Genomic DNA, 24,722 nt, shown 5'->3' with positions numbered 1-24,722 from the left:
CTGCGCTCGCAATGACGATAATCGTTAAGACAGCAACCTGATCGGGTTCTCGATATAGCCCTTCAGCGTCTGCATGAAGCTGGCCGCATCCCAACCATCGACTACCCGGTGATCGCAGGACAGCGACAGGTTCATCAGCTTGCGGGCTTCCAGTTCGCCGTCGACGATGACCGGCATTTCGCGGACCTTGTTGACCGCGATGATCGCAACTTCCGGCCTGTTGATGACCGGCGTCGAGGTAACCCCACCCATCGGGCCGAGGCTGGACAGGGTGATCGACGAACCGCTGAGTTCTTCGCGGGTCGCCTTTCCGGTCCGGGCCGCATCGGCCAGCCGCAGGATTTCCTTCGCCAACTGCCACACGCTCTGGTTCTGCGCGTCGCGGATGACGGCAACCATCAGCCCGTTGGGCGTCTGGGTCGCCATGCCCAGGTTGAGCGCGCCGTGGCGCGTGATCACGCCGGCATCGTCATCGAAGGTGGCGTTGAGCATCGGCCATTCCGGCAACGCCTTGGCCATTGCGGTGATAAGGAACGGCAGGACGGTCAGCTTGGGATTGCTGCCGCGGTCGCGGTTCATCATCGCCCGAGTTTCCTCAAGGTCGGTGACGTCGAATTCCTCGACCAGCGTGAAATGCGGGATGCGGCGCTTCGCCTCCTGCATATTTTCGGCGATCTTGCGACGTAGTCCGACGACCTTGATCGTCTCGTCCGCGCGCGGTGCCGCGCCACGGCCGGACACGCTGCCGCCATTGTAGAGGAGGTAGGCGTCGAGGTCCGAGTGACGGATGCGATCGCTCGCCGTCTTCACCTGACCCAGGTCGATGCCGAGGTCGCGGGCGCGCTGGCGGACAGCCGGGGAGGCGAGCACCTTGGCGCCATGCGAGGCCGTCACTTCCGGCTCTTGCTTCGGCTCGGGCTTGGGCGCGGGAGCAGCGGCCGGTGCCGGTTCGGGCGCCGTCGCCATGACCGGAATCGCCTCTTCCTGTTCCTTTGTCGGGACTTCCGCGCCATCCGCGAGCGGCTGTTCCATCTCGCTGGCGGCGGCAGGTTCCGGAGCCGCGGCGCTGTCGCCCGCCGTCTCGATCTCGACCAGCACCGATCCGATCGCGATCTGGTCACCGACTTCGCCAGCCAGCGATTTCACCACACCAGCGACGGGCGATTCCATCTCGACCGTCGCCTTGTCGGTCATCATGTCGGCGAGCTGCTGGTCTTCCTCGACCTTGTCGCCGACCTTGACGTGCCATGCGACGATTTCGGCCTCGGCAATGCCTTCGCCAATGTCGGGGAGCTTGAACTGATAGACGCTCATGCTGCGAGGACCTTCTTGAGGGCGTTTTTCATGCGGATCGGGCCCGGGAAATAGACCCATTCATAAGCGTGCGGATAGGGCGTGTCCCAGCCAGCGACACGCTCGACCGGTGCTTCGAGATGATAGAAGCAGCGCTCCTGGACCAACGTCGCAAGCTCGGCGCCGAAGCCGCTGGTCCTGGTCGCTTCCTGGACGACAAGGCAGCGGCCGGTCTTCTTCACCGATTCCTCGATCGTCTCGATGTCCAGCGGGGCGAGAGTGCGAAGGTCGATGACCTCGGCGTCGATGCCATTCTCCTCCACCGCGGCGAGGGAGACGTGGACCATCGTGCCGTAGGTGAGGATGGTCAGCGCCTCGCCCTCGCGAACGACCTTCGCCTTGCCCAGCGGGACCGTGTAGTGGCCGTCCGGAACCTCGCTAAGCTCATTCTTCGACCAAGGCTTCACGGGCTTGTCGTGGTGGCCGTCGAAGGGGCCATTGTAGATGCGCTTGGGCTCAAAGAAGATCACCGGATCCGGATCTTCGATGGCCGAAATGAGCAGGCCCTTGGCGTCGTAAGGATTTGAAGGAATTACCACCTTCAATCCCGTGCAATGTGTGAACAGCGCCTCGGGCGACTGGCTGTGCGTCTGGCCGCCGAAGATACCGCCGCCATATGGCGAGCGGATGACCATCGGCATGGTCCATTCGCCGGCAGTGCGATAGCGGATGCGGGCGACTTCGCTGACGATCTGGTCGTAGCCCGGATAGATGTAATCGGCGAACTGGATTTCGATCAGCGGCTTCAGCCCATAAGCGGCCATTCCGACTGCGGTTCCAACGATGCCGCCCTCGCTGATCGGCGCGTCGAAGCAGCGGGTCTTGCCGAACTGCTTCTGAAGACCTGCCGTAGCGCGGAACACGCCGCCGAAATAGCCGACGTCCTCGCCGAACACGACGATGTCGTCATCGCGTTCCATCATCACGCGGTGGGCGTCGTTGATCGCCTCGATCATGTTGCGGGTCGTCATTTCGGATCGTGCCCCAGATATTCGCGGGCCTCGTCAAGTGCCTGATCGCGCTGCTCCGCGAGGTGCCACGGGGTCGAGGCAAAGACGTCCTCGAACATGGACGGAATATTGTCGAAGCCCTGCTGCGGCAAGATGCCCATGGCTTCCGCTTCCTTCTGGGCGGCGCGGACGGTGGCGTCGATTTCCTTGTCGAGTTCGGTGTCACGGTCGGCGTCCCACTCGCCGATGGCGATGAGGTGAGCCTTCAGCCGCTCGATCGGGTCGCCCAGCGGCCATTCCTCCGCCTCGCCCTTGGCTCGGTATCCCGTCGGATCGTCGGAGGTGGAATGCCCCTCGGCGCGGTAGGTGAAGAACTCGATCATGGTCGGGCCCTTGTTGGTCCGCGCACGATCCGACGCCCATTTGACGGCGGCATAGACGGCCAGCGCGTCATTGCCATCCACTCGCAGCCCGGCGATGCCATAACCGATCGCGCGGCTCGCGAAGGTCGCCTGTTCGGCGCCTGCGATTCCGGAGAAGCTGGAGATCGCCCACTGGTTATTGACCACCGCAAGGATGACCGGTGCCTGGTAAACCGAGGCAAAGGTCATCGCCGAATGGAAATCGCCCTCGGCAGTCGCGCCATCGCCGATCCAGCCCATGCAGATCCGGCTGTCGCCCTTGATCGCCGACGCCATCGCCCAGCCTACTGCCTGCGGATATTGCGTGCCGAGATTGCCGCTGATCGAGAAGAAGCCGTGCTTCTTGTCCGAATACATGATCGGCAGCTGGCGGCCCTTCACGGGGTCAGCCTTGTTGGAATAGATCTGGCACATCATCGTCTTCAGTGGATAACCACGAGCGACGAGCAGGCCCTGCTGGCGATAGGTCGGGAAGTGCATGTCTTCCGGATCCATCGCGTTGGCGGCCGCAACGGCAATCGCCTCTTCACCGGTGCACTTCATGTAGAAGCTGGTCTTGCCCTGCCGCTGGGCGCGATACATGCGGTCGTCGAAGACGCGGACCGTCTTCATGTCCTTCAGCATCTTGCGCAGCGTGTCCGCATCGAGCTTCGGATCCCACGGACCGACGGCCTTGCCGCCATCGTCCAGAACCCGGACCAGATGCGTGCAGAGCGGAAACGTCACTTCCGCCTCAACGCTGATGTCCGGGCGCGGAGCTTCGCCCGCGGCCGGCACCTTGATCGACGAAAAGTCAGGCGTGTCGCCGGGCCGGAATGGCGGCTCCGGGACATGCAGCGCAAGCGCCGGCCGGTTGCGGCGAGGATCGGGTTTGTCGCTCATCGCCCCGCCGCTTAGTGCGGGACGGGGCTGTGAGCAACTGGCGAGCGATTAATCTTCCTCGTGCGCTTCCCTCGGTAACCCAACGCCGGTCCCGGCCGTGTAGGAACCGCCAGCCTGCTCGTCGAACCAGAAGGGCTTGAAGCCGCCCTGGCCGCCAGCGACGATTTGCAGGTTGGAGTCGAACAGCCGTCCCCCCGCCATCGTCATGTTGATGCTGGTCGAGTAGCGGATATTCTCCATCGGATTGGAATCGAGCACGACAAGGTCGGCCAGCTTACCCGCCTCGAGGCTGCCGAGGTCCTTGTCGAGACCGAGTGCCCGGGCCGGGTTGATCGTGCCGGTCTTCAGTGCCTCGAAATTGCTCATCCCGCCGAGCTGGAACATCCACATGTCCCAGTGAGCGCCGAGACCCTCGCGCTGGCCGTGCGCGCCGATCGAAACGGGGACTCCCAGCTCGCTGATCTGCTTCGCCGCGCGCGAAATGTTGATGACATTGTCTTCTTCCGGAGGGTTCATCACCGGCCGGCGCGAGCGTGCGTCGATCAGCGGACGCGGAGTCCATTTGGCAAGGATCGGCTCGGCCCAGACATTGGTGTGCTGGTACCAATAGTTTTCGCCGAACGGCCCGCCATAGGCAACGATCAAGGTCGGCGTGTACGCGGTGCCGCTGCCCTTCCAGAACTGGAGCACGTCGTCATAGATGTTGGCGACAGGGAGCGAATGTTCGATCGTCGTGTGACCATCGGCGATCATCGTCATGTTCATCTCGAACAGCGAGCCGCCTTCCGGAACCACTTCCATGCCAAGCTGGCGAGCCGCTTCGATGATCATCTGGCGCTGCTCGCGACGCGGCTGGTTGTAGCTCTTGACCGACCAGGCGCCCGAATTCTTGAGCCGCCGCATGTGTGACAGCGCATCGTCAAAGCTGTTGATCTCCACCGTGAACGGCGTGGTCGCGCCATAGAGGATCGTGCCGGTCGAGAAGATGCGGGGGCCAAGGATCTTGCCCGCTTTCTGATATTCCGACGCCGCGAAGATCTCGAACGTGTCGTTCGACGGGTCGTGAACCGTCGTCACGCCATAACCCAGCGCGGCTGCATGGAACCAGTTCTGCTTGGGGATGACGAGCTCGCTGCCCATCGATCCGTGCCAATGGGCGTCGATCAGGCCGGGCATGATCGTCTTGCCGGTGACGTCGATGGTCCGGGTTCCGGCGGGATAGCTGATCGATGCCGTCGGCCCGACCGCGGTGATCCGGTCGCCTTCGATCAGGACGGTGCCGTTTTCGATCACCTCATCACCGCGCATCGTGATGATGCGCGCGCCGGTCAGCGCGATGCTGCCAGTCGGCTTGGCTTGGGAAGCGGTGACTCCCAGCTCGGCGACCAGCGGCGCAGCGCCCAGCTTGCCGCCCGCGAAGGCGTTCGAATAGCCGACGTCGAGGCCGTAAAGGTTCGAACCCTGGCTCCAGTACAGGTTGCGGCTGTTGCCGGACCAGTGGATCCAGTCGCCGGCGTCGGCACTGACCTTCGCCTGCGGAAGCGCCTTGCCGTCCGGCGCGATGTCAATCGAGCGCCCGGAGCGCACGAACGGCATGACATAGGCCTGGTAGCGCTCGGTCCAGGCAATGAACTGCTCATCGGGCGACAGGGCGAAGTCCGACGCGTTCTGCGAAATGAGGTGGGTGACTTCCTCGGTCCCGGTGACGGTCACTGATTTGAGGAGGCGCTTCTCTTCCTCGCCGGTCGCGGTGAAGAAAATGCGATCGTTCGTCGCGCCGAACATCGGCTGGGTGCCGCTCTTCGCGACGCGCTTTGCGGTGCCGCCCTTCGTCGAGATCACATAGATGCCGGGATCCTGGCCATAGAGCGGGGTCGTCAGGAAGCCGTCGCTGGTCTTGCGATAGGCAATCAGGCTGCCGTCGGGCGAGAAGGTCGGCTCGACATAATGGCCCGGCTCCGGCGTCACGACGCGGCCTTCGCCGCCGCCGACGCCGACCACCTTGATGCGGCCGGCCTTATCGTCGTCCCACGACACATAGGCGACGCTGCGCCCGTCGCGGGAAAAGGCCGGATAGCTTTCGAAATTATCGCCGCGAGTCAGGCGCTTCGGGTTGTTGCCGCTGCCGTCGGCGATCCACAGATTGCCGAGCGCTTCATAGACGATGCGTGAACCGTCCGGGCTCTTCTGCGCGAAGCGGACCATCTTGGTCTTGAAGCTGGCCGGAGCGACGTCCTTCTGTTGCCGGACGGCGTCCTCGACGAAGCGGGTGCCGGTGACGTGGAACGGAATCTCGCTGACGTCGCGCGTCGCGACATTGACCCGGTGAATGCCGCCCTTGGCCCAGAAGACGATCGACTGGTTGTCGGGTGTCCAGGCCATGCCCGGATAGACGCCATGGACCGCCCAGGTTTCCTGCATGTCGCGGTCGAGGATGTCGGTGAGTGGAGTAATGCGGCCGGACTTCAGGTCCATCAGCATCAAGGTCGACTTGTACCGGACGCGCCGGATGAAGGCCAAGCTCTTGCCGTCCGGTGACGGGGTCGGACGGATTGCGCCGCCCGGTCCGCTGACCAGCGTTTCGATATCGCCGGTCTGCCGGTCGAGCCGCTGGATCACATAGATCTGGCCGTTGACGTCCTTCGAATATTGGAAGGTGTCGCCCGGCGTCGCGTCGTCCGAGAAATAGAGGTAGCGGCCATCGGGCGAGAAGGCCGGCTCGTTGGTGTCCTTCTGCTTGGTGCGCGCCTTGGTCATCTGCACGCCGCTGCCGCCGCCGGCGCGGTGGTACAGCCACATTTCGCCAGCGCCGAGCGAGCGCGACGAGGTGAAGTGCTTCCGGGCAACGATATAGTTGCCGTCCGGCGACCAGTCGGCCTGGTTCAGCAGGCGGAACGTCTCCTTGGTAATCTGCCGTGCGCCCGATCCGTCGCGGCCCATCGCCCAGATATTGTCGCCGCCGCCGCGGTCCGACGTGAAGGCGATTTCCCGGCCGTCGGGCGAATAGCGCGGCTGCATTTCCCATGCATTGCCGGTCGCGATGGCGCGAGCTTCGCCGCCGCCGATCGGCAGGGTGTAAATGTCACCCAGCAGGTCGAACGCGATTTCCTGACCGTCGGGCGAAACGTCGAGCGACATCCAGGTGCCGGTGCGCGTGTCGATAGGAACATCGCGGCCCGGTCCGTGACGGGCGTTGACGTCCCACTTGTCATCCTTCTTGCCCTCGGTCCCAGGCGCCGGAGCGATGCCCGGCGGCTGCGGCTGGGTGATCGGCTCAGCCTGGCCCGGCTGGGGGACGGGCGGAGCGACCGGCGGCACCGGCGCTTGTGCGAGCACAGTCGCGGACGCGAACAGGGAGCAACCGACGAAAAGCGTAAGCTGACGCATGATGATGAGACCCCAACCCGGATAGGAAAAATCGGGCGGACTCTTAAGGCATGACAAGGGGATGACAACGTGGGTCGGACCGCCGTTCGTCGAATTTGACGAGCGTTAGGGGGAGCGGCTAGGTCGCGCGCCATGTCTGAAACCAAAAAGCCGCTTCCCGACCGCCTGTCGCTCGATCCGCGCAGCCCGCACTTCGATGAAGACGTCCTGATGCAGGGCGTCGGCATCCGCTTCAACGGTCAGGAAAAGACCAACGTCGAGGAATATTGCATATCCGAAGGCTGGATCCGGATGGCTGTCGGTCGCAGCCGCGATCGTCACGGCAACCCCATGACCCTGAAGATGAGCGGCAAGGTCGAGCCCTATTATCAGGAAACGCCGGCCGGCGACGCCGAGCCTGCCGCCGACGCCGAGTAAGGGTTAGGCAGCGCGAAGCTGCGACAGGAATTCGTCGGTCGCGCTCTTCAATCCATGCGCGATCTTGGTGAGTCCCGCGGCTGACGCTTGGACTTCATCGGAAATCTGGACTGCCTCGCCCGCGGCCCGGGCAACTTCGCCGATACGTTGCGCGATCTGAGTGGCGCTGGTCGCGCTGTCGACCGCGCCTTGCTCGATCAGGCTCGCGACATTGCTCTGGTCGCCGATCGAGCCGCGCATCTTGATGGCGGCCTGTTCAAGCTCGGTCATCGCGTTCGAAACCTTCCCGATCACCCGGTCGGCCTCGGCCGCTCCTAGGCTGATTCCGGATACGATTTCATTGATCTGTCCGGTCGCTTCATGGGTCTTGTTGGCAAGCGCCTTCACCTCGGCCGCGACAACGCCGAAGCCCGCCCCGGCTTCGCCTGCACGTGCGGCTTCAATGGTCGCGTTGAGGGCCAGCATGTTGGTCTGCGACGCGACGCCCTGGATCAGGCCCACGAAAGAATCGATGTTGGCGGCCTGTTCGGCAAGCGCCCGGATGACTTCTTCGCCGGTCTGCGATGCACCGCGGGCGGCAACGCCTAGCTCGGCCTGCTGGCTGGCCGTAGCAGCGATGCTGAGGATCGAGTTGGAAAGCTCGCTCACGCCGTGGGATACCCGCGTCGCGCTTTCCGAAGCGCCGTCGGCTTCACGTGCGGCGTTGGCCGATTGCTCGCCAGCTTCACGGGCGAAGCGGCTCATGTTGCTTGCGGCTTTTTCCAGCTGTTCGGCGGCGGCACCGACCGACTGAACAATCTTGGCGACAGAACTTTCAAAGGCCCCAGCCAGAGAGAATAGCTCATCGCGGCGAGCGTCGGCCATTCCGCGACGCTCGATCTCCAGGCGCTTTTCGCGCTCGGACTCGACCTCCGCCTGAGCGCGACGGGCGGTTCTCAAAGCTTCGTTGGCCGATGCCGCCAGGCCCTCACTGATCATTCGGGCGTTCGACTGTTCGCTGAACAGCTTGCCCATATGGACCATCATCGGGCCCAGTACGCCGCCAACCATCGCCACGGCGAGCCCATGGACCAGAACCCGCAGCAGGTCGCCCGATCCGATGAAAATCCATTCCGGAGCGACAAGGCTTAGAAGCAGATGGTGGACGGCGGTCACACCGACCGCCACGCCGATCGGCCGCCAGTCGCAGACCAGGGTCAGCGAGGCCAGGCCGACGAAGAAGAACATGTGCGCTTCCATCTGCCAGGGATGTCCCTGCAGCATGAAAACCAGAAGAGCGGGATGGATGGCCGCCATCACTCCGAATGCCGCGGCTGCGCCACCGTCATATCGCTCGCGAGTTGCGTAAAAGGTCGGCACGAAGTTGAGGGCCGCCGAGAAGGCCACGGGGATCAGCTCGTTGCGAAAGTCGAATAGCAAGCAAAGCAGAAGGAGGCATGCCGTCGAGGTCCAGCCGAGCATCGTCAGCATCAGCACGCCTCTAATGCGCAGCCTGTTCAGCTCCTCCATCGCTAGCCCCCCGACCCCATGCTGCAGATCGCATCGGCACCGGCGAATGCCATGAGTATCAAGGCGAGCACGCCAATGATTCCCTGGGCCACCGCCGGACCCGCAATGCGAAGATCCAACTTCATGGCCCGGACGATAGGCGCAAACTGGTAAACGGCGTGTTAAAACCTCTTGGAATTGCGCCGAAATTGGCGCTTCCGGAACATTCTACCTGTTGCGAGCCCGTGCTTCCGCCGCCCTCTTTCCGCGCGACCGGTCGATCAGCTTCTTGGCGCCCCAGCCCGCGGCCAGGGCAATGCCGAGCGGTCCAAGCCCGCGCCTGGCAATGACGGGGACCGCGGCGCCGACCAGCGCGCCAGTTACCTTGTTGTTTCGTCCTGCGATCTTCTCTCCGGCGATCGCTCCCAAAATCTTCGCTAGCATGTCTGCTCCTTCTTTCGCGGCATAGCGCATGGGCGGCTCGCACGGTTCCGGCCGGCCGGTTGGCGGAACGTACCAACTGCTGGTGGGAATTCCCGCCAACTTGCCCTTGGATGAACAGCCTCTGCGGCATTTTTGGCTGAAATCTGCAATTGGCATGACAATTGAAAAGGTCTGGGCACGGATCGGCGGCCTCGCGCCAAAGACCCGGAAAAAGGGAGATTGAACGATGTCTGGTTCGAAGTTTCACCGCAATTTGGTCGCGGCGTTCGCGTCGCTTCTGATGAGCACGATCGCGGTTGGCGCCGCGGTTGCCCCGGCCCAGGTTTCGGCCACCACTGTGGAAGTTGTTACATATGCCTGAATTGGAACCGATCGAGGCCCGTCCGGCCGTCCGCATCCCGCGGCAGGCTGAAGCAGGACCAGAAACGACTATTCGTTTCGCGCCGCTCTCCGGCATCCTGTCGGGCCCGATCTTCACCCGTACGCGGGACATCATCGCCGCGAACATGACGGAACTGCTCGACCGGTCGGAAGATCCGGTCCGCATGATCCGCATGATCATCGTCGAGATGGAAGAGACGCTGGTCGAGGTGCGCGCAACCGCCGCCCGCTCGATCGCCGATATCAAGGAAATGCGCCGCGCCTGTGTCCGCCTCGACGATCTGCAGTCGGGCTGGACGGAAAAGGCCGCGCTGGCGCTGGAAAAGGGCCGTGAGGATCTGGCCCGGGCGGCGCTCGGCGAGAAGCAGAAGGCCGCTGAAATGGCCGAGGGCCTTCACGCGGAGATCAGCCAGATCGAGCAGGTCCTGCGCGGTTATGAGGCGGATATCGCCAGGCTGCAGGCCAAGCTGGCCGAAGCCCGCGCCCGCCAGAATGCAATTGCCCAGCGGTTCGAAAGCGCGATGACCCGCGCCCGCACCAGCGAGTTGCTGCACGGCAGCCGGACCGAGGAAGCGTTCGCCAAGTTCGAACTGCTCGAGCGCCGCGCCGACTTCGCCGAAGGCCGTGCCGATGCGCTGGCGCTGTCCGGCCCGAAGAGCCTTGAGGAAGAGATTGCCGAGCTTCGTTCCGCCGATGCGGTCGATGCCGAGCTCGAAGCGATGAAGGCCGCGATCGCGGCCCGGAATTGAAGAGAAGGAAAAAGGGGAAATGAACAACCGCTATTCGCTTAATCGCCGCGACAAGAAGCTTGCCGGCGTTTGCTCGACCATCGGCGATATTTTCAACATCGATCCGACCTTCGTCCGCATCGGCTTTGTCGCCGTCGCCCTGTTCATCGAATGGGAAGTCGCGCTCGTCGCCTATATCGCCGCGGGTCTCTACTTCCACTTCAAGAAAAATCAGGCGGAAAAAGGATCCAATCGCATGTCCGAATTCGATCGGATGGCCGAAGTGGGCCGCGGCCGCAGCTCGGTCCATGCGCTTCGTACCACACTCGACACCAACGACCGCCGGATGATGGCCATCGATCATCATCTCAACAGCCAGAATGATGAGTTGGCGCGCGAGATCGAAGCTTTGAGGGAGGTCAAGTAACAATGGAACCGATGTCCGTCGCATTGATCGGGGCCAGCATCCTCCTTGCCATGGGCCTGGCGTGCGTCGCCGGCCTGAAGGGATGGCAGGCCTGGCTGGATTTCAAGCGGCTCGAGCTTGCAAGCAATGTCGGTGAACAGGGACTTCCTCCCGCGACCGGCCGGATCGAACTGGCCGATTTGAAGGAGCGGGTCCGCAAGCTGGAAGCCATTGCCGCCGGGATCGACATTTAAGCGAAACCGGGACGGAATGGAGTGCCTGGTTGATCCCCAAGACAACCCGCGCTCCTCATTTCCCCACCCCCCGTCCCGATACTGGGCGGCCTCCCCATCGTCACCGGGGTGGCCGCCCTCTTCATTTAAGGGAAATGGCTGATTTGCATTAGCTACCGATTTAACCATAACACTCGCCAATTCGTCGGAAGCATCGAAGGGGCGATCGATGGAATATTCCCTGGCGGTCCAGGACGATGCCGTTCACGTCCATGTCGACGGCAGGGTCGACGAAGCGACCTGGGAAGCTTTTGGCGCCGCCCTTAACGAAGCCGTCACGCAGGCCGGCAAGTCCGGGCATCCGACCGTTGTCATCGACCTTTCCGAACTGGATTACATGTCGTCTCGCGGCCTTCGCGTATTGACGGTCGCCAAGCGGCAGGCGGACGAAGCGGCGATAACGATCGTGCTGGCATCGCCCAATGAAGTGATGAGGGAGATCCTGGCGATCAGCCGTTACGACAAGCTCTTCACGATCACTGGCTGACCGAAAGGGAGGGGGCGACGGCAATATGCTTGTTCGGTTCTGGGGCACGCGAGGTTCACTTCCGGTCGCACCGACGGCGGAGACGATCCGGCGCAAGGTCGCGCAGGCACTTGTCGCTGCCGGTTCACTTCAGTTCGACAATATCGCGGAAGCGGAGCTGTTCGTTAAAAAGGAGCTGAGCTTCGCTGCGGGCGCGACGTACGGCGGCGCCACCTCATGTGTGGAGCTGGAAACGCTCCACGGTTCCTATTTCATTTGCGACATGGGGAGCGGCCTGCGCTCTTTCGGAATTGATTCCCTGCGCCGCAATGCCGCGGGCCACAGCAAGACCTATAATTTCTTCCAGTCCCATCTTCATTGGGACCACATCATGGGATTCCCGTTCTTTCCGCCGGCCTTCGATCCCAATGTGACGATCCGGATCCACTCCGGCCATCCGGACGCTGAAGAGGCACTGCGCCGCCAGCAGGAAGAGATTTCGTTCCCGGTCCCGTTTGAGTGGCTCCGCGCTGATTTTCAGTTCGTCCAGCTAACGCCCGGTGAGACCTATGAAGTCGATGGCGTAAAGGTCGAAACCATCCTGCAAAAACATAGCCACGACAGCTATGGGTATCGCTTCACCGATGCTGACGGGAAGGTCGCGATCTACAGCACCGACAGCGAGCATAAGCTGGAGAATATGGGCGACGAGGCGGCCTTCATCGAATTCTTCCGCGAAGCCGACCTGGTGATTTGCGACACCATGTATTCGCTGGCCGATAGCGTCTCGATGAAGGAAGATTGGGGGCATTCCAGCAATCTCGTGGCCGTCGATCTGTGCCACTCCGCCGAGGCCAAGTGCCTCGCGCTGTTCCACCATGAGCCGACCTATGAGGATGAGGATATCCAGCGGATGCACGAGGAAAGCATTCGGTACGAGGAACTCACCCGAAATGGCCCGCCGCTCGATGTGATCTGTTCCTATGACGGGCTCGAAGTCCGGATCTAGGCTTGGCCGCCGCGTCGTCCTGACGTGGCTGATCATGAGCCTTATTGCTGTGGCGGCGAGCTATGGAGCGGGCGACCGCATGCGTCGCGGCGTGTTCGACAGCTGGCAGTGGCTCCGCCCGAACGACCTGTCGGACACCGACGTCCGAGTCGTCCTGATCGACGATTTCAGCATCGAGAAGTTCAGTTCATGGCCATGGCCGCGCTATCACCTCGCGCGGCTGACGGAAGAGCTTACGAAAAGGGGCGCGAAGGTCATCGCCTTCGACATCATGTTTCCGGAACATGACCGGCTGAACCCGGACGCTATCGTTTCCCTTTATCCCGAGCTCGGCGCCGTTGCAGCCTCCGAGGTGAAGGCTCTGCGCCCCATGGACTTTGGCTTTGGGCTCGTCATCGGGGAATCTCCGGTCGTGCTCGCGCATGCGGGTGTCAGCCGTGCGCCGGCCGACCAATTGCCATTGGCTGACTCGCCGATTTCGGGAAAGCTTCCGGCGGCAGTCGACAGCTGGCCCGGCGAACTTGCCGCCATTCCTGAGCTTGATGATGTCGCCTTGGGCAGCGGCCTCATCAACGCGCCGCCCGACGCGGACGGGATCATCCGCGGCGTTCCGCTGGTCCAGCGCGCAGGCGGCCGGCCGCGGCTGGGTTTTGCGCTGGAGATCGCCCGCAATGCCCTTGACGCGGAGAGCGTTGAAGCCACGCCGACCAGCGTCAAGGTCGGGCAGCGGACCATTCCGATCGATCATCGCGGCCGGATGCGCATCCACTTCGGCGAGTTTCCCGAAGACGACGTCATTTCGGCGGCGCGGCTGTTGCTGAATGACGAAGAGCTTCCGAAAGACAAGTTCGCGGGCAAGATCGTCCTCATTGGCCTATCCGCACAGGGAACCTTTGACGTTGCCGCTACTCCACTCGCGTCGGAATGGTTGGGGCCGCTGGTTCAGGCGCAAGCGGTCGATTCCATTTTGCGCGGAGGCTGGCTGATCCGGCCGGCCTGGGCTGAGCCGGCGGAATGGGCGGCGGGCGCCTTGCTGGCATTCCTCGCCCTGGCCGCCGCGATATTTGGCAAATGGTACCGTATTACCTTGGCCCTGGCCTTTGTCGCCGTGCCGGTGGCTAGCTGGCTTGTCTTTACCGGGGCCGCGACCCTGCTCGATCCCGCGAGGCCCTTGCTGATCGGTGGCGGTGGTGTCGCTGGTGTCGCGATGGGCCTGTTCGCATTGGCCCGGACCGAGCGAGAGCGGCTTCGCGATGCTCTGGTGCAGGAGCGGATCTCTACCGCCGAAACCGAGGGCGAGTTGCAGGCCGCCCGTTCGATCCAGCTTGGCATGGTCCCGCCACGTTTACGGCTGCAAGGGCTCGATCCAAGGGTCGACCTAGATGCGCTGCTGGAACCCGCCAAGTCGGTAGGCGGCGACTATTATGACGCGATGAAGATCGGCGACGATGAGATCGGCTTCGCGATTGCCGATGTCACCGGCAAGGGCGTTCCTGCCGCTCTGTTCATGGCCATGTCCAAAGCGCTGACCAGTGCGGCGCTGTCAAGAATGCAGGCCGATCCCGCCGCCATGGCCGATGCCATCAACAGGGAATTGCTCAAGGACAATACCGAAGCGATGGGGGTCACCCTGCTGCTGGGACTGCTCGACCTCAATAGCGGCGAGGTCCGGATGGTATGCGCGGGCCACGAGGATCCAATCCTGCTTTCTGGGGACAAGGCCACGCGCGTACGGCTTGAGGGCGGCCCGCCGCTTTGTGCCGCCGAGCTGGTCTATCCTCTGGAAAGACTGACGTTGAAGCCCGGCGAAACCCTGGTGCTTGTGACCGACGGCGTAACCGAAGCGCAGAATGAGAAGCAGGAACTGTTCGGCAGCAAGCGATTGCTCGCTGACGGAGCCCTGAGAAGCGGCACGGCAGCCGAGATCGTCGACGGCATCCGTGATCACGTCCGGAATTTCGAAGGCGAAGCCGAGGCGACCGACGACCTCACGGTCATGGCAGTCCGCTATATCGGTCCCGCTTAGCGGACGATCACCTCGACCCGCCGATTGGTGGCACTGCTGAAATTGTCGATCGACGGTTCCTTGAGGTCGCGCTCGCCGCGACCGCTTGCAAGCATCAGCGACCGGTCGATGCCCTGGCCGGCAAGCCAGTTGAGAATCTCTTCGGCGCGCTGGAGTGACAACCGGTCATTATCCTCTTCGCTTCCGACGGTGTCCGTATGGCCGGTCACTTCGACCTGAGGGCCGGATCGCGAAGCGATTTCAGCGCGAAGTGCGGTGAGGACCGATTGCGATTCCACCGTCGGCGTGGTCGTGCCCTGGTCGAAATAGAGGGTGAAGCTCTTGGCGGGCGGGGGCAGGGTGGTGAGGAGCGCGGCCTCTTCCGGCTTCAGGCCCTTTTCGCCAAGCGGCTGGGGATTGGCGTTGGCTTCACCCAACTTGGTCCGGCTATTGCCCTGGCTGATGACCGACTGGCTTGCCTGTCCATCGGCCTCAAGCACCGCGACCGAACCCTGGTGGCCTTCATCGTCCGGCAGCAGGACAAGCGATGATGTCGCGCATCCGGCAAGCATCAGGCATGCCGCTCCGAGCCCAAGCGCCCTCACTCCGGAACCTCGACGATGAACTTCGTCCCGCGGACTCCGAGCAGCGTATTGGGCGTGCGGACCTTCATCGCGTCGCGATCGGACTTGGCGATCTTGCCCGACGAAACCGCCAGCGACCCGCGATCGACCTGCGTCACGAAGCTGCCCTTCTGCCGGGTCTTGTCATATTGGAATTCGCTGACCGCGATGCTGCTGTTGGGGCCGACCGCAAAGCGCGTGTTGTCGACGAACGTCAGGCTCATTCGACCGTCCTTGCCGGTCACCAACCGGTCCCCGGCGAGCAGCTGCAGGCCCGGTGCGGGCTTGAGCTGCTGGTCGTTGCGTTGGACAAAGGCGGTACCGCTGCTTTGCTTGACGCGTGCAATTTCGGCAAAAGCGGGTGAAGCAATCATCAAGGCGGTGAGCCCGATGGCAATTGGTATACGAACCACGGCAGGCCTCCCAACCGTTACGGCAACGTGACATAGCGAATCCGATGAGCCCGCGCGAATCAAATTCGGACCATCTGTCCCGCAGCCTCAGCGGCGACCGGGCAATCATTGAAGCAACCGAGGCTGCGCGCGAATTCGGTGAATCCCAGTGGCTGAATGACGACGAACTCGCGCGGCTGTGCGTCGTGGTCGAGGAACTGGTCGCAAATCTCTACGATCATGGCGGTTTGTCCGCGAAGGATGAGGTTGCGCTCGACTTCCAAGTCGAGCCGGAGGGCATTCGCGTTTGTATCAGCGACACCGGAGCCGCCTTCGATCCCTGGCAGGCACCGCGAAAGGCCGGCGCACCGGAACGCGGTGGCAATGTCGGGATCGATATCGTCAGGGAGTGGGCGAGCTACATCAGCTACAGCCCGTCGCCCGACGGCAATCGGCTGGAATTCCTGTTGCCGGTTCGCTGGGACCGGTGAAGCCGGTCCGCCGCTATCGACTCAAATAATCTTCGTGATGATCAGTGACGCATTGTCGGGCGCGCCACGCGCCAGGATGGTCTCAATCAGTTTTCGTGCCGCGTAGGCGGGCGGGTTGGTACTCAGTTCCATTGCCAGTTCCTGATCGTCGATCAGTCTTGTGACGCCGTCGGTTGCAAGCAGGAACTGGTCGCCACGCTGAACGTCGCCGCTCACCGTGTCGACGCGCAATTCTTCGGCCACGCCGACTGCACGGGTGATGATGTTGCTGTTGGGATGGTCGGCCGCTTCGTCAGGTTGCAGCATTCCTGAATCGACCAGGTCCTGAACCAGGCTGTGGTCGCGGGTCAGCTGCACGATCTGGTGATCCCTGATCCGATAACCTCGGCTGTCGCCCGCCCAGAAACAGCGGAACTGCCCGTCGGCGATCGCGAGCCCAACGACCGTGCTTCCGATCGACCGGTCGCTTCCCTTTGCACCGGCCAAGGCGATCAAATCCTCATTGACCTTCTTGAGCGCCGTGACTGCGCTTTCGACCAGCTGGTCGAGATCTTCCGCATCCGGCAATTCGAGCAGCGATTCCGTAACCCTGGAACTGGCGACGTCGCCGGCATCATGCCCGCCCATGCCGTCGGCGACTGCCCACAGCCCTCGTTCGGTGCGAACCAGAAGGGCGTCCTCGTTCACCTTTCGGCGAAGCCCGACATCGGTTTTGCTAACGCATTCGAAGGCCACTCACCCTCCTATTGTCCCATGCCCGCACAAGGGGAGGCTAGCAATTGCACAAAGTTCATGCGATTTGCTTTTTCTTAATTGCGGATCATCCAAAAGGAAATCAGCATTGAGTAAGGCCTATAGCAACAAGGCGTTACCATCTGGCACGATCATCCGTGAATGGCGGCTCGAGGATGTCCTCGGCGTCGGGGGGTTCGGGATCGTCTACAAGGGCCGCGGAATCTATTTCGGCGAGCTCGTTGCGATCAAAGAATATTTCCCGAGTTCCATCGCGGAGCGTGACGCCGAAAGCACCGTCGTACCGATCGGCTCGGACGTCGAAGAGGTGCATGCGCTAGGGCTCAAGAAGTTCGTCGAAGAGGCGAAACTCTTGTGGAACCTGTCCACGCCGACGCGCCATCCGAACATCGTCAGCGTCCGCAGCCTGTTCGAGATTCACGGCACCGCCTACATGGTGATGGACTTCGAGGATGGCGTTTCGCTGTCCCGACTTTTGAAAGAAGGCCGCCGCTTCAACGAGCGAAGCCTGTGGAACATCATCAAGCCGGTTGCCGAAGGCCTCGACCGCGCGCACCGCGTCGGCGTTCTTCACCGCGACATCAAGCCGCCCAACATCCTCATCACCGATGATAATCGTCCGGTCCTGATCGATTTCGGTTCCGCCCGGTTCGAGGCGGCCGAAGCCACCAGCACGTCGGTGACTTTCCACACGCCGCCATACGCCGCGCTCGAACAATATGTGAAAACCTATCCGCAAGGGCCGTGGACCGACATCTATGCCATGGCGGTCGTGCTTTATGAATGCGTGACCGGTGAAAAGCCGCCGGAAGTGCTGGAGCGGCTTCATGCGGGTCTTGGGACGGCATTGGCCGACGGGCATTGGCCGGGCTTCAGCAAACGGTTCCTGCAGGCGATCGACGCCGGAATGACGATCAAGCCATCGGATCGCCCGCAATCGATCCAGGAATGGCTCGCCCTGTTCGGCAAGAAAGAGGGCGACGACCCCATCACCGAGGATGAGGCGACGCGCTTCTTTGCTCATGAGGTATCGAGCGAGGCGATCACGCCGGTAGCGCCGCCGGCGCCGGGCTATGAACCGAAGGAGCTTGAAACCCAGGTTCCGGACGATCCCAAGGAAGTCCAGTTCAAGCGCGCCGGGGAAGAAACCGGCGCCAAGAAGAAAAAGAAGGACGCCGAAGCCGAAGGCGACGGAGGTTCAGAGGCTGCTGCCGCTGCCGCTGCCGCCGCGGCAACGGCCGCGGGAGCCGCTGTCGCTGCAGCTGCCCTCGCCGATAAGGAAGAGGTCAAGGACGCTCCAGCCAAGCAGGAGGCTCCGGCCAAGGAGCCGCCAAAGAAGGTTGTGCCGCCAAAGGCCAAGAGCGAATCCGAGCCCTGGTTCAAGGACAAGAAGAAGGCGATGCTCGCCGGCGGCGGCGCGATTGTCCTTCTGGCGGCAGTCGCCGGCGGATCCTTCATGCTCGGCGGTGGCGGACCGGGCGAAGGCGAACCGCTGGAAATTCCGGATCTCAGCAGCACCGAAGCGATCCCGGTCGAAGGGCTCGGGCAACTTGCCGAAGCGGAGAAGGCGCTTGCCGAAGAGGCGAAGGCCGGCGGTGCCCCCGCAACAGCAATCAATGACCTGGTGACCGCGAATGGTCAGCTCGACCAGCAGCTGGCTGCGTTGCAGCCGATCGCCGAAGACCCGGCACAGGCCGCTGCGGCAACCGCCAAGGTCGAGGAAATGAAACGGACGGCAACTGCCGCCAATATCGCCTTTGCGAGCGCCCTGCTGCGCGACGCCGACGCCAAGGCCCAGACGCTGCCGGCAAAGGCTCGGACGCCGGCAATGGCGACGGCGCTCGCTGATCTGCGCACGGCGGTCGAGGGCTCGGCAAGCCTGACCGATCCGGTCCAGTCGCTGACGGCAGCACGGGATGTACTGACCAAGTCACAGGCCTTCTCCACGGCGCTACAGGGCGCTTACAGCGCACAGGCCAAGAAGACCGATGAGAAGCTGCCGACGGCGCCCAAGGCAACCGTCGCGACTACGACGACCACCAGTACGATCGCGCCCGCGGCAACGACGGCAGCTCCGGTTGCTACCACGACGACCGCAACGCCCAGCAGCGGCAGTTCGGGTTCGGAAGGCGTTTCTGGTTCGAAGCGGTCGCAGCTAAGCTCGATCGTCAGCAGCGGCCGAAGCATGGCCAAGGAAGTGATCCGCATGGGCAGCGGCGGAACGCCGACCCAGAAAACCAATGCCGGACTTGCCAAGAACTATGACAAGTATCTGGCGAATGTGGCTGACTCAGCGCGTGGTGCGAGCACCGATCGGGAGTTTGACGAGCTGATCAAGAAGGCCAACCAGACAAAGGCCTACATCACCTTCCTGCACAAACAGTCGTCATCCGAGAATTAAGCTCGGCAACTGAATTGGGCGTAAAAGCTGGTCCGGGCCGGCTATCTCGCGGCGCGGATTTCGCGTGCGCCGGCGTCGAAACCGTAACCGGCCGGATCATTGCCGGCCTGGATGTCACCGCGCGCGCGGACTTCGTGCTTGAACAGCACGTTGCCGATGCGAAGAACCGATCCGACTTCGAGCAATGCGCTGCGATCGACGCGCTTGTCGTCGATGAAGGTGCCGTTGGTCGAATTGAGATCGGAAACGCGCAGCTGGTCGGCAACAAGCTCGACGAGGCAATGCGCCCGTGAAACGCCAATCCCCCCTACGATGATGTCGGAAGGAGCAGAACGGCCGATGCTAAGGCCCGCCGCCGTCACGACGAAACTCGATTCCACATCGCCGCCGGCGAGCCGTTCGAGGCAGTGGACCTTGTCGCCCTCCTGCGCCCGAAACTCTTCGGACCGCTTGTAGAACTCCGCTGCCTCCGCCTCCTGCGGCGTGGGCTGCGCAAGCTCGGATTCCTGGGCCTTGCTGAGCCGCCCGAGCGACCGCATCAGCTCTGCTGGATCAACCAGATTGACCTTTTCCTCGGCTGCCGGCGGCGTTGGTTCTGGCGCAGGTTCGGGCTCAGGCTCCGCCTTCGGCGCTGCTGCTGCAGTGGCCGCGGCCTGCGCGTCCGTGGTCTTGCCGACCATGCGCCGCAAATCGCGGATCAGGGTCTGATAATTGGCTTCCGACGTATCGCCCGCCCATTCGGCCAGTTCGGCGGCGTGGGTCAGCTCGAAGATGATCGGCCGGTTGCAAGGTTCGATGATGATCGGGACCAGCTTATTGTCGCGGTCGGCAAGCGTCGCCTCAGCGCGCACCCAGCGCGATGCGACCGAGCGCGGCGACCAGAGTACGACGACGGCCTTGGCTGCCCGCAATTCCCGTTCGATTACTTCGTCGAAGGTCTCGCCCGAATGCAGCTGGGCGTCCCACCAGACGCTGAATCCTTCTTCCGCGAAGCATTCCGCGAACCGGCGCGCGACCGGCCGCTCTTCACGGCAGTAAGAGATAAAGATGTCATGTCCTGACACGCAATTCCCCCGAACGAAGCTTCTTTCCATCGACCCGGAATAACGGGCACCAAAAAATCCGGCCGCTCGCTCTCCCTACGACGCGCCGTTTAATCCGACTCGATTTTGTGGGGTTTATAGTCGGTTAACCAGCGTCGAAAGTCGAGGCTAAACTACCCCGCACCGGCGTGCTGGAACAGCACATTGTGCACCAAAGTGGGACTTTTCAGCCACCGCTGACCAGCCTGTAAAGGATGCGGACGCCGTAATTCTTGGCCAGGTCCATCGCGCCCACATATTCGAAACTATAGTTGTTCCGGTCGGACTCGATCATCGCCGCAAAGGGTTGGGTGGTGAAGATGGCGCCGACCGGGACGCGGGGTTCGATGCGCGCCGCTACGGTCACTTCTGTGCCATAGAAGGTCCGCGCACTCTGCACGGCGTCGAAATGTTCGAAGATCGGGCCGTGGTGCAGGCTGATCCGCATTCCGTCTTCTGCCGGCAGACCGATTTCCACAAGCAGCTTGGGGTTGAGTTCCGACTGGATTTCCAGGGCGATCTTGGCCGCCTCTTCGGGCGTTGAGAGGACAACATAGACGGCATCGCCCCAACTGTTGCGGTACAGGACCGCGTCCGAATGGCGGTCGAGGACCTTTGCGATCCGCCCCATGACGACACCCAGGAACTGGGCGAGAAGATCCTCGTCCAAACGCGAAAAACCGGCGAAATCCGCGAAGAGCATTGACCGTAGTGCCCATCGGGGCCGGTCGGCCGGGTCGCTCATGGCGACGAAGTCCAGTTGCGGGCGTTCCTTGGGGATTGGGATCGTATAGGTCTTGCCGCCCTGCCGGGCCCATTCTGCGCAATCGGCCGCGGTCCCGGCAACGCCGTTCGGCGCCTTTCCGTCCCATACCGCCAGCTGGAATGCCTCGGTCTGCATGATCTCGGCGCGCAGGCGAGCAAGGCCCATCACCAGCTTCGAGCAATAGGCGAACAGCTCGTCGTCATCGACATGCTGGATCTGCGTCGCGAAGGTAACCGATGACGCCGCGTCCCGCGCGCGAACATATCGCTCTTCCCATTGCGGACCGCCTAGACGCACCGAGGTCCTCAGGAAATCTTCTTCCGCGAAGGGCATCACGGCGTGCAGCTCTCCGCCGCGCGCCAGGATTGCTTCTGCAATGACGATGTCCGCCCCGCAGGCGAGTGGGCCATAAGCAATCATTGCTCCGGTCTCGTCGAGAATTGCCTCGACGGCCTCGGCGACTTCCTTTTCCTGGTCCCAGCCGGCACGGAACATGTGGCCGCAAAAATGGATGATGGGCGAGGGGCGGATGGCCGCAAGCAACCGCTCGCGCTCATCATCGGACATTTCGAGATGCCTGGCGATGAGCTGCACCTGCCGCGCAGTCGATGCGATATAGCCGGGCGAAGCATCGGGCCGGCGCCGTGCCGCGGCGTATAATTCTGTCGCCTCTTCTACCTCGCCACGAACAAGCATCGCCTCCGCGCCCGATGCGGCGGCGAAGAAATTGTCAGGATTGGCGACGTCCGGTCGCTCGCCAATCGCAATTGCCAGCTCCCGGGCCGAATCCCGATCGCCTGCCAGGAACGACGTAGTCGCGGCGTTGATGCCGGAAAAATAGCCGTGCGAAAGCTCGTTGGCCTGGTGATAGGCTTCGCTGGATTCGCGGAACAACCGGATCTGTTCTGCTCCCTCGGCCCGGACCGCGAGGTCCTTCAACAGCCGGCCTTTCAGGGAAACGGCGTCCTCGGTTCCTATTTCCTCGACGCGATTACGTTCGTAGATGCGCAGCGCGGCATTTGGATCGCCAAGCCTCGCCATGGCCAGCGCCTGCAGGAACCGGACGTCCGGATCGTCAGGATATTCCTCGATCGCCTGGCGCGTCCGTTCGAACAGGGCGAACATGTCGCCGCTTCCAAGCGCGTCATCGAATTTCCGACGGATGTCCGGGCCGATCAATCCCATGATTGGCCGGTCGACTGAGGACGCAGTTCGGGCGCGCCATGGAACGTCATGGTGGACTTACTGCCCAAAGCTGAAGCCAGCCGCAATGGGGCGGCTGCCTCCCGTCCCTAGAAGGCGAAGCGGGCGTTCAGTCGGATGTCGCGGCCGGCAAGCGGCGCATAGTCCTTCAGCAGGCTGGAATGGCGCCGCGCGACGACGTCGAACACATTGTTGGCGGTGATGCCCAGCATGATGCCCGGCCGATCGTCGAACGGATGCCAGTCGACCGACGCATTGACCAGCGTGTAGCCGTCGGTTTCGGTCTCCAGCGGTGCGTTGCGGTTCTGGCGGAAGGCATGTTCGACTTCCAGCCGTCCCTCGACCGGACCCCCGTTCGCGCTGATGCCACCTAGCAGGCGGAACGGCGGGATCTGCGGCGCCGGACCGAAATCGTCGACATTGGCATGGACATAATCGGCGATGAGATCGCCGTCCCAGTGGATGCCCAGCGCATGCCCAAGCTCGGCATTGGTCTCGAGCTCGAAGCCATAATATTCCGCCTTGCCCTGGCGATATTGATAGACCGGCAGGTCGTCTTCGATTTCTCCGGTCGCGGCCTGGAAGATGAAATTGGAGAAGTGGTTGTAATAGGCAGTCGCAGTCACCGTGACCGGGCCCTTGTGCCGGCGGATGCTGGCTTCGACGCCGATGCTTTTTTCCGGGTCGAGGTCAGGTTCGCCAATCTCGAATGCCTGGGTTCCGGCGTGAGGACCATTGGCGAACAGCTCGTCGATGGAAGGCGCCCGGGCACTGCGTGACAGCGTCAGGCCGGCACGCCATTCCGGCGACAGGTCATAGGCCGCGCCGAGCGAGCCGGAAAAGGTCGTGAAATCGCTGCTGAGTTCAGGCGTCCCGAGGTCCGTGTCCGCGTCGGCATCCAGCTTGCTGAATTCAACACGTACGCCGCCTTCCAGGCGAAGCGGCCCGCGCACCAGCGACTGCATGGTGAACAGTCCGGCCTGGCTCTGCCTTGAGTCGGGCAGGAATTTCTCCTCGCCGTCGATGCCGACCTTGCGCTTGAAATATTGCACGCCGCTGGTGCCGCTCCAGCCGTCCTGCTCGGTCTGGACCAGCTCTGCCCGGCCTTCGCCGCCCGACGTGCGGAAGGTCGATGCGACATCGCCCGTGTCCTCAATCTCGTTGTGGCGATACTCGGCGTAGCCGCCGCGCAGGTGAACAGCGCTGAAGAAGCCCGACAGAGGGATTTCCGCGCGCGCGTCGTAGCGGGTCTGCTTGACGTCGATCGTCGGCGCCTCGGCCTCGATATCAGGGTCGAGAGAGAAGCGGATCGGCACGCCGTAAAGCGCGTCGTGGCGAGTAACGGATACGCCGACGTTGAGCGGCCCATCGACATAGGCGAGACCACCGGCCAGTTCCCAGCTCTTAGCGGCGGTATTCGGTAGCTCGCCCTTGAGGTCGGCGAGCTCCTGGATTTCTGGGAACGGGCTGGCGGCCGCTTCCTCACGCAGCTCCTTGGTGAGCAAGTGACCGCCAGTCCGCAAATCGTCGCTCTTCGACCAATTGCCATCGGCATGAACGACGAAATGGGGTGCGACCTCGCCATCGACGGACAGGTTCGCGTTACGCTCCTCGGCCGCCGATCCATATTCAACGAGGCCGTTGATGTCGTATCCATCCTCGGGCTCGGATCGGGGAATCCGCCGGTCGATGACATTGACCACGCCTCCGATTGCCGACGAGCCATAGACCAGCGCCGACGGACCGCGCAGCACCTCGATCCGCTCCGCGGTCAGTGGGTTGATCGCAACCGCATGGTCGGGGCTCGACGCGGATACGTCGAAGCTGCCGATACCGTCGGTCAGGACGCGGATGCGATCGCCCGACAGGCCACGAAGGATGGGCCGCGACGCGGCAGGTCCGAAGCTGGTGGCGGAAACGCCCGGCTGCCGCGCAAGCGTTTCGCCGAGGCTGGGGCGAAGTTCCTTGGCAAGCTCCTCGCTGTCGAGGACCGACAGGCCGCCGAGCACGTCGCCCGCCTTCCGCCGAACTCCGGTGACGACAATGTCGTCGTGGTGATCGTGATGCTCATCTTCTTCGGCGGTGGCAGTTGCGTCTGTGCCTGCATCGATCGCCGTGGCAGCGCCGCTGTCCGCCTCGGCAGAAGCGCCCGCATCGGCTGGCGCCATCTGGGCGAGTGCAGGGGTGGGAGCGAGGGCAACGGAAAGGGCAAGCAGCGAAACAAGGCGCATCAAACAAAACCTGTAGAGAGACTCGAAGTGGATTAGTTTCTAAACGGGATGATATAATATCGCAAACGCGTATCACTCATTCATCGTATGCTTGCGGCCGTTGGTCGAAACCCTCGCGCCAGGCGCCCAACGCCGCTAGGCACTGCGCC

Annotated in this window: 23 protein-coding genes; 10 read left to right on the top strand and 13 right to left on the bottom strand. The window is 62.8% G+C overall.

What is annotated here, in order from left to right; genetic code table 11:
• Positions 1–24 precede the first annotated feature (24 nt).
• The 4 genes from LZ496_RS06060 to LZ496_RS06045 are packed head-to-tail and all read right to left on the bottom strand — an operon-like array spanning position 25 to position 6,994.
• Positions 25–1,314 (bottom strand): dihydrolipoamide acetyltransferase family protein, encoded by a 1,290-nt coding sequence (locus LZ496_RS06060; protein ID WP_249903687.1) that lies wholly within the window; start codon positions 1,312–1,314, stop codon positions 25–27.
• Positions 1,311–2,324 (bottom strand): alpha-ketoacid dehydrogenase subunit beta, encoded by a 1,014-nt coding sequence (locus tag LZ496_RS06055; protein WP_249903686.1) that lies wholly within the window; start codon positions 2,322–2,324, stop codon positions 1,311–1,313. The genes LZ496_RS06060 and LZ496_RS06055 overlap by 4 nt, the downstream gene beginning before the upstream one ends.
• On the bottom strand, positions 2,321–3,607 hold the full coding sequence (locus LZ496_RS06050) for a 3-methyl-2-oxobutanoate dehydrogenase (2-methylpropanoyl-transferring) subunit alpha (protein ID WP_249903685.1): 1,287 nt from the start codon (positions 3,605–3,607) through the stop codon (positions 2,321–2,323). Before LZ496_RS06050 ends, LZ496_RS06055 begins: the two co-directional genes overlap by 4 nt.
• Positions 3,608–3,655: 48 nt before the next feature.
• Complete coding sequence (locus LZ496_RS06045) at positions 3,656–6,994, bottom strand: amidohydrolase family protein (RefSeq protein ID WP_249903684.1); 3,339 nt, start codon at positions 6,992–6,994, stop codon at positions 3,656–3,658.
• Positions 6,995–7,126: 132 nt separating this feature from the next.
• Between LZ496_RS06045 and LZ496_RS06040 the strand changes: the two genes are divergently transcribed.
• On the top strand, positions 7,127–7,411 hold the full coding sequence (locus LZ496_RS06040) for a DUF3297 family protein (protein ID WP_249903683.1): 285 nt from the start codon (positions 7,127–7,129) through the stop codon (positions 7,409–7,411).
• Positions 7,412–7,414: 3 nt separating this feature from the next.
• Here the strand turns inward: LZ496_RS06040 and LZ496_RS06035 are convergent, their stop codons facing one another.
• From LZ496_RS06035 to LZ496_RS06030, 3 genes are all read right to left on the bottom strand, one after another.
• Positions 7,415–8,920 (bottom strand): methyl-accepting chemotaxis protein, encoded by a 1,506-nt coding sequence (locus LZ496_RS06035; RefSeq protein WP_249903682.1) that lies wholly within the window; start codon positions 8,918–8,920, stop codon positions 7,415–7,417.
• A 2-nt stretch (positions 8,921–8,922) separates the two neighbouring features.
• Complete coding sequence (locus tag LZ496_RS13895; RefSeq protein ID WP_283937886.1) at positions 8,923–9,045, bottom strand: hypothetical protein; 123 nt, start codon at positions 9,043–9,045, stop codon at positions 8,923–8,925.
• An 82-nt stretch (positions 9,046–9,127) separates the two neighbouring features.
• Positions 9,128–9,343, bottom strand: coding sequence for a hypothetical protein (locus LZ496_RS06030; RefSeq protein WP_249903681.1), 216 nt, complete (start codon positions 9,341–9,343; stop codon positions 9,128–9,130).
• 226 nt (positions 9,344–9,569) lie between these two features.
• Here LZ496_RS06030 and LZ496_RS13890 point away from each other — a divergent pair, with 226 nt between their 5' ends.
• From LZ496_RS13890 to LZ496_RS06000, 7 genes are all read left to right on the top strand, one after another.
• A complete protein-coding gene (locus LZ496_RS13890; protein ID WP_283937885.1) occupies positions 9,570–9,704 on the top strand; it encodes a hypothetical protein in 135 nt (44 codons plus the stop codon).
• Positions 9,697–10,473 (top strand): PspA/IM30 family protein, encoded by a 777-nt coding sequence (locus tag LZ496_RS06025; RefSeq protein ID WP_283937884.1) that lies wholly within the window; start codon positions 9,697–9,699, stop codon positions 10,471–10,473. The genes LZ496_RS13890 and LZ496_RS06025 overlap by 8 nt, the downstream gene beginning before the upstream one ends.
• Positions 10,474–10,492: 19 nt before the next feature.
• Positions 10,493–10,879, top strand: a complete 387-nt coding sequence (locus tag LZ496_RS06020) for a PspC domain-containing protein (protein ID WP_249903680.1) — start codon at positions 10,493–10,495, stop codon at positions 10,877–10,879.
• Positions 10,880–10,881: 2 nt separating this feature from the next.
• Positions 10,882–11,112, top strand: a complete 231-nt coding sequence (locus LZ496_RS06015) for a hypothetical protein (RefSeq protein ID WP_436286455.1) — start codon at positions 10,882–10,884, stop codon at positions 11,110–11,112.
• Between the two features lie 208 nt (positions 11,113–11,320).
• Positions 11,321–11,638 carry an STAS domain-containing protein gene (locus tag LZ496_RS06010; protein ID WP_249903679.1) on the top strand — a complete coding sequence of 106 codons (318 nt, stop codon included), beginning with the start codon at positions 11,321–11,323 and terminating at the stop codon, positions 11,636–11,638.
• Positions 11,639–11,663: 25 nt separating this feature from the next.
• Positions 11,664–12,626, top strand: a complete 963-nt coding sequence (locus LZ496_RS06005) for an MBL fold metallo-hydrolase (RefSeq protein WP_249903678.1) — start codon at positions 11,664–11,666, stop codon at positions 12,624–12,626.
• A gap of 34 nt (positions 12,627–12,660) precedes the next feature.
• A complete protein-coding gene (locus LZ496_RS06000) occupies positions 12,661–14,652 on the top strand; it encodes a CHASE2 domain-containing protein (RefSeq protein WP_249903677.1) in 1,992 nt (663 codons plus the stop codon).
• Here the strand turns inward: LZ496_RS06000 and LZ496_RS05995 are convergent.
• Together LZ496_RS05995 and LZ496_RS05990 are read right to left on the bottom strand one after the other, a co-directional pair.
• Positions 14,649–15,236 (bottom strand): OmpA family protein, encoded by a 588-nt coding sequence (locus LZ496_RS05995; RefSeq protein ID WP_249903676.1) that lies wholly within the window; start codon positions 15,234–15,236, stop codon positions 14,649–14,651. The genes LZ496_RS06000 and LZ496_RS05995 overlap by 4 nt on opposite strands.
• Positions 15,233–15,667, bottom strand: coding sequence for a FecR family protein (locus LZ496_RS05990; protein ID WP_249903675.1), 435 nt, complete (start codon positions 15,665–15,667; stop codon positions 15,233–15,235). The genes LZ496_RS05995 and LZ496_RS05990 overlap by 4 nt, the downstream gene beginning before the upstream one ends.
• A 44-nt stretch (positions 15,668–15,711) precedes the next feature.
• On the opposite strand from LZ496_RS05990, the gene LZ496_RS05985 reads away from it, so the two are divergent.
• Entirely contained in the window at positions 15,712–16,137 is a 426-nt protein-coding gene (locus LZ496_RS05985; protein ID WP_249903674.1) for an ATP-binding protein, read from the top strand.
• A 21-nt stretch (positions 16,138–16,158) separates the two neighbouring features.
• Here the strand turns inward: LZ496_RS05985 and LZ496_RS05980 are convergent, their stop codons facing one another.
• Positions 16,159–16,824 carry a PP2C family protein-serine/threonine phosphatase gene (locus LZ496_RS05980; RefSeq protein ID WP_249903673.1) on the bottom strand — a complete coding sequence of 222 codons (666 nt, stop codon included), beginning with the start codon at positions 16,822–16,824 and terminating at the stop codon, positions 16,159–16,161.
• 154 nt (positions 16,825–16,978) lie between these two features.
• On the opposite strand from LZ496_RS05980, the gene LZ496_RS05975 reads away from it, so the two are divergent.
• Positions 16,979–19,291, top strand: a complete 2,313-nt coding sequence (locus tag LZ496_RS05975) for a serine/threonine-protein kinase (protein WP_249903672.1) — start codon at positions 16,979–16,981, stop codon at positions 19,289–19,291.
• A gap of 41 nt (positions 19,292–19,332) precedes the next feature.
• On the opposite strand, the gene LZ496_RS05970 is transcribed toward LZ496_RS05975, so the two are convergent.
• The 3 genes from LZ496_RS05970 to LZ496_RS05960 form a co-directional block, all read right to left on the bottom strand.
• Complete coding sequence (locus tag LZ496_RS05970; RefSeq protein ID WP_249903671.1) at positions 19,333–20,355, bottom strand: TIR domain-containing protein; 1,023 nt, start codon at positions 20,353–20,355, stop codon at positions 19,333–19,335.
• A gap of 205 nt (positions 20,356–20,560) precedes the next feature.
• Positions 20,561–22,324 carry a tetratricopeptide repeat-containing protein gene (locus LZ496_RS05965; RefSeq protein WP_249903670.1) on the bottom strand — a complete coding sequence of 588 codons (1,764 nt, stop codon included), beginning with the start codon at positions 22,322–22,324 and terminating at the stop codon, positions 20,561–20,563.
• Between the two features lie 107 nt (positions 22,325–22,431).
• Positions 22,432–24,573 (bottom strand): TonB-dependent receptor, encoded by a 2,142-nt coding sequence (locus LZ496_RS05960; RefSeq protein WP_249903669.1) that lies wholly within the window; start codon positions 24,571–24,573, stop codon positions 22,432–22,434.
• Positions 24,574–24,722 lie beyond the last annotated feature (149 nt).

This window comes from Sphingomonas caseinilytica, assembly GCF_023516455.1.
Taxonomy (GTDB): Bacteria; Pseudomonadota; Alphaproteobacteria; order Sphingomonadales; family Sphingomonadaceae; genus Sphingomicrobium; species Sphingomicrobium caseinilyticum.
This window is presented reverse-complemented; position numbering and strand designations above follow the sequence as displayed.

Bases quoted from the DNA above. Each gene is read 5' to 3' on its own strand.
- LZ496_RS06055 (WP_249903686.1), bottom strand. From the start codon at position 2,324: ATGACGACCCGCAACATGATCGAGGCGATCAACGACGCCCACCGCGTG.
- LZ496_RS06050 (WP_249903685.1), bottom strand. From the start codon at position 3,607: ATGAGCGACAAACCCGATCCTCGCCGCAACCGGCCGGCGCTTGCGCTG.
- LZ496_RS06030 (WP_249903681.1), bottom strand. From the start codon at position 9,343: ATGCTAGCGAAGATTTTGGGAGCGATCGCCGGAGAGAAGATCGCAGGA.
- LZ496_RS05985 (WP_249903674.1), top strand. From the start codon at position 15,712: ATGAGCCCGCGCGAATCAAATTCGGACCATCTGTCCCGCAGCCTCAGC.
- LZ496_RS05965 (WP_249903670.1), bottom strand. From the start codon at position 22,324: ATGGGATTGATCGGCCCGGACATCCGTCGGAAATTCGATGACGCGCTT.
- LZ496_RS06020 (WP_249903680.1), top strand. From the start codon at position 10,493: ATGAACAACCGCTATTCGCTTAATCGCCGCGACAAGAAGCTTGCCGGC.
- LZ496_RS06005 (WP_249903678.1), top strand. From the start codon at position 11,664: ATGCTTGTTCGGTTCTGGGGCACGCGAGGTTCACTTCCGGTCGCACCG.
- LZ496_RS05960 (WP_249903669.1), bottom strand. From the start codon at position 24,573: ATGCGCCTTGTTTCGCTGCTTGCCCTTTCCGTTGCCCTCGCTCCCACC.
- LZ496_RS06025 (WP_283937884.1), top strand. From the start codon at position 9,697: ATGCCTGAATTGGAACCGATCGAGGCCCGTCCGGCCGTCCGCATCCCG.
- LZ496_RS06000 (WP_249903677.1), top strand. From the start codon at position 12,661: ATGAGCCTTATTGCTGTGGCGGCGAGCTATGGAGCGGGCGACCGCATG.
- LZ496_RS06045 (WP_249903684.1), bottom strand. From the start codon at position 6,994: ATGCGTCAGCTTACGCTTTTCGTCGGTTGCTCCCTGTTCGCGTCCGCG.
- LZ496_RS06035 (WP_249903682.1), bottom strand. From the start codon at position 8,920: ATGGAGGAGCTGAACAGGCTGCGCATTAGAGGCGTGCTGATGCTGACG.
- LZ496_RS06010 (WP_249903679.1), top strand. From the start codon at position 11,321: ATGGAATATTCCCTGGCGGTCCAGGACGATGCCGTTCACGTCCATGTC.
- LZ496_RS13890 (WP_283937885.1), top strand. From the start codon at position 9,570: ATGTCTGGTTCGAAGTTTCACCGCAATTTGGTCGCGGCGTTCGCGTCG.
- LZ496_RS13895 (WP_283937886.1), bottom strand. From the start codon at position 9,045: ATGAAGTTGGATCTTCGCATTGCGGGTCCGGCGGTGGCCCAGGGAATC.
- LZ496_RS06015 (WP_436286455.1), top strand. From the start codon at position 10,882: ATGGAACCGATGTCCGTCGCATTGATCGGGGCCAGCATCCTCCTTGCC.
- LZ496_RS06060 (WP_249903687.1), bottom strand. From the start codon at position 1,314: ATGAGCGTCTATCAGTTCAAGCTCCCCGACATTGGCGAAGGCATTGCC.
- LZ496_RS06040 (WP_249903683.1), top strand. From the start codon at position 7,127: ATGTCTGAAACCAAAAAGCCGCTTCCCGACCGCCTGTCGCTCGATCCG.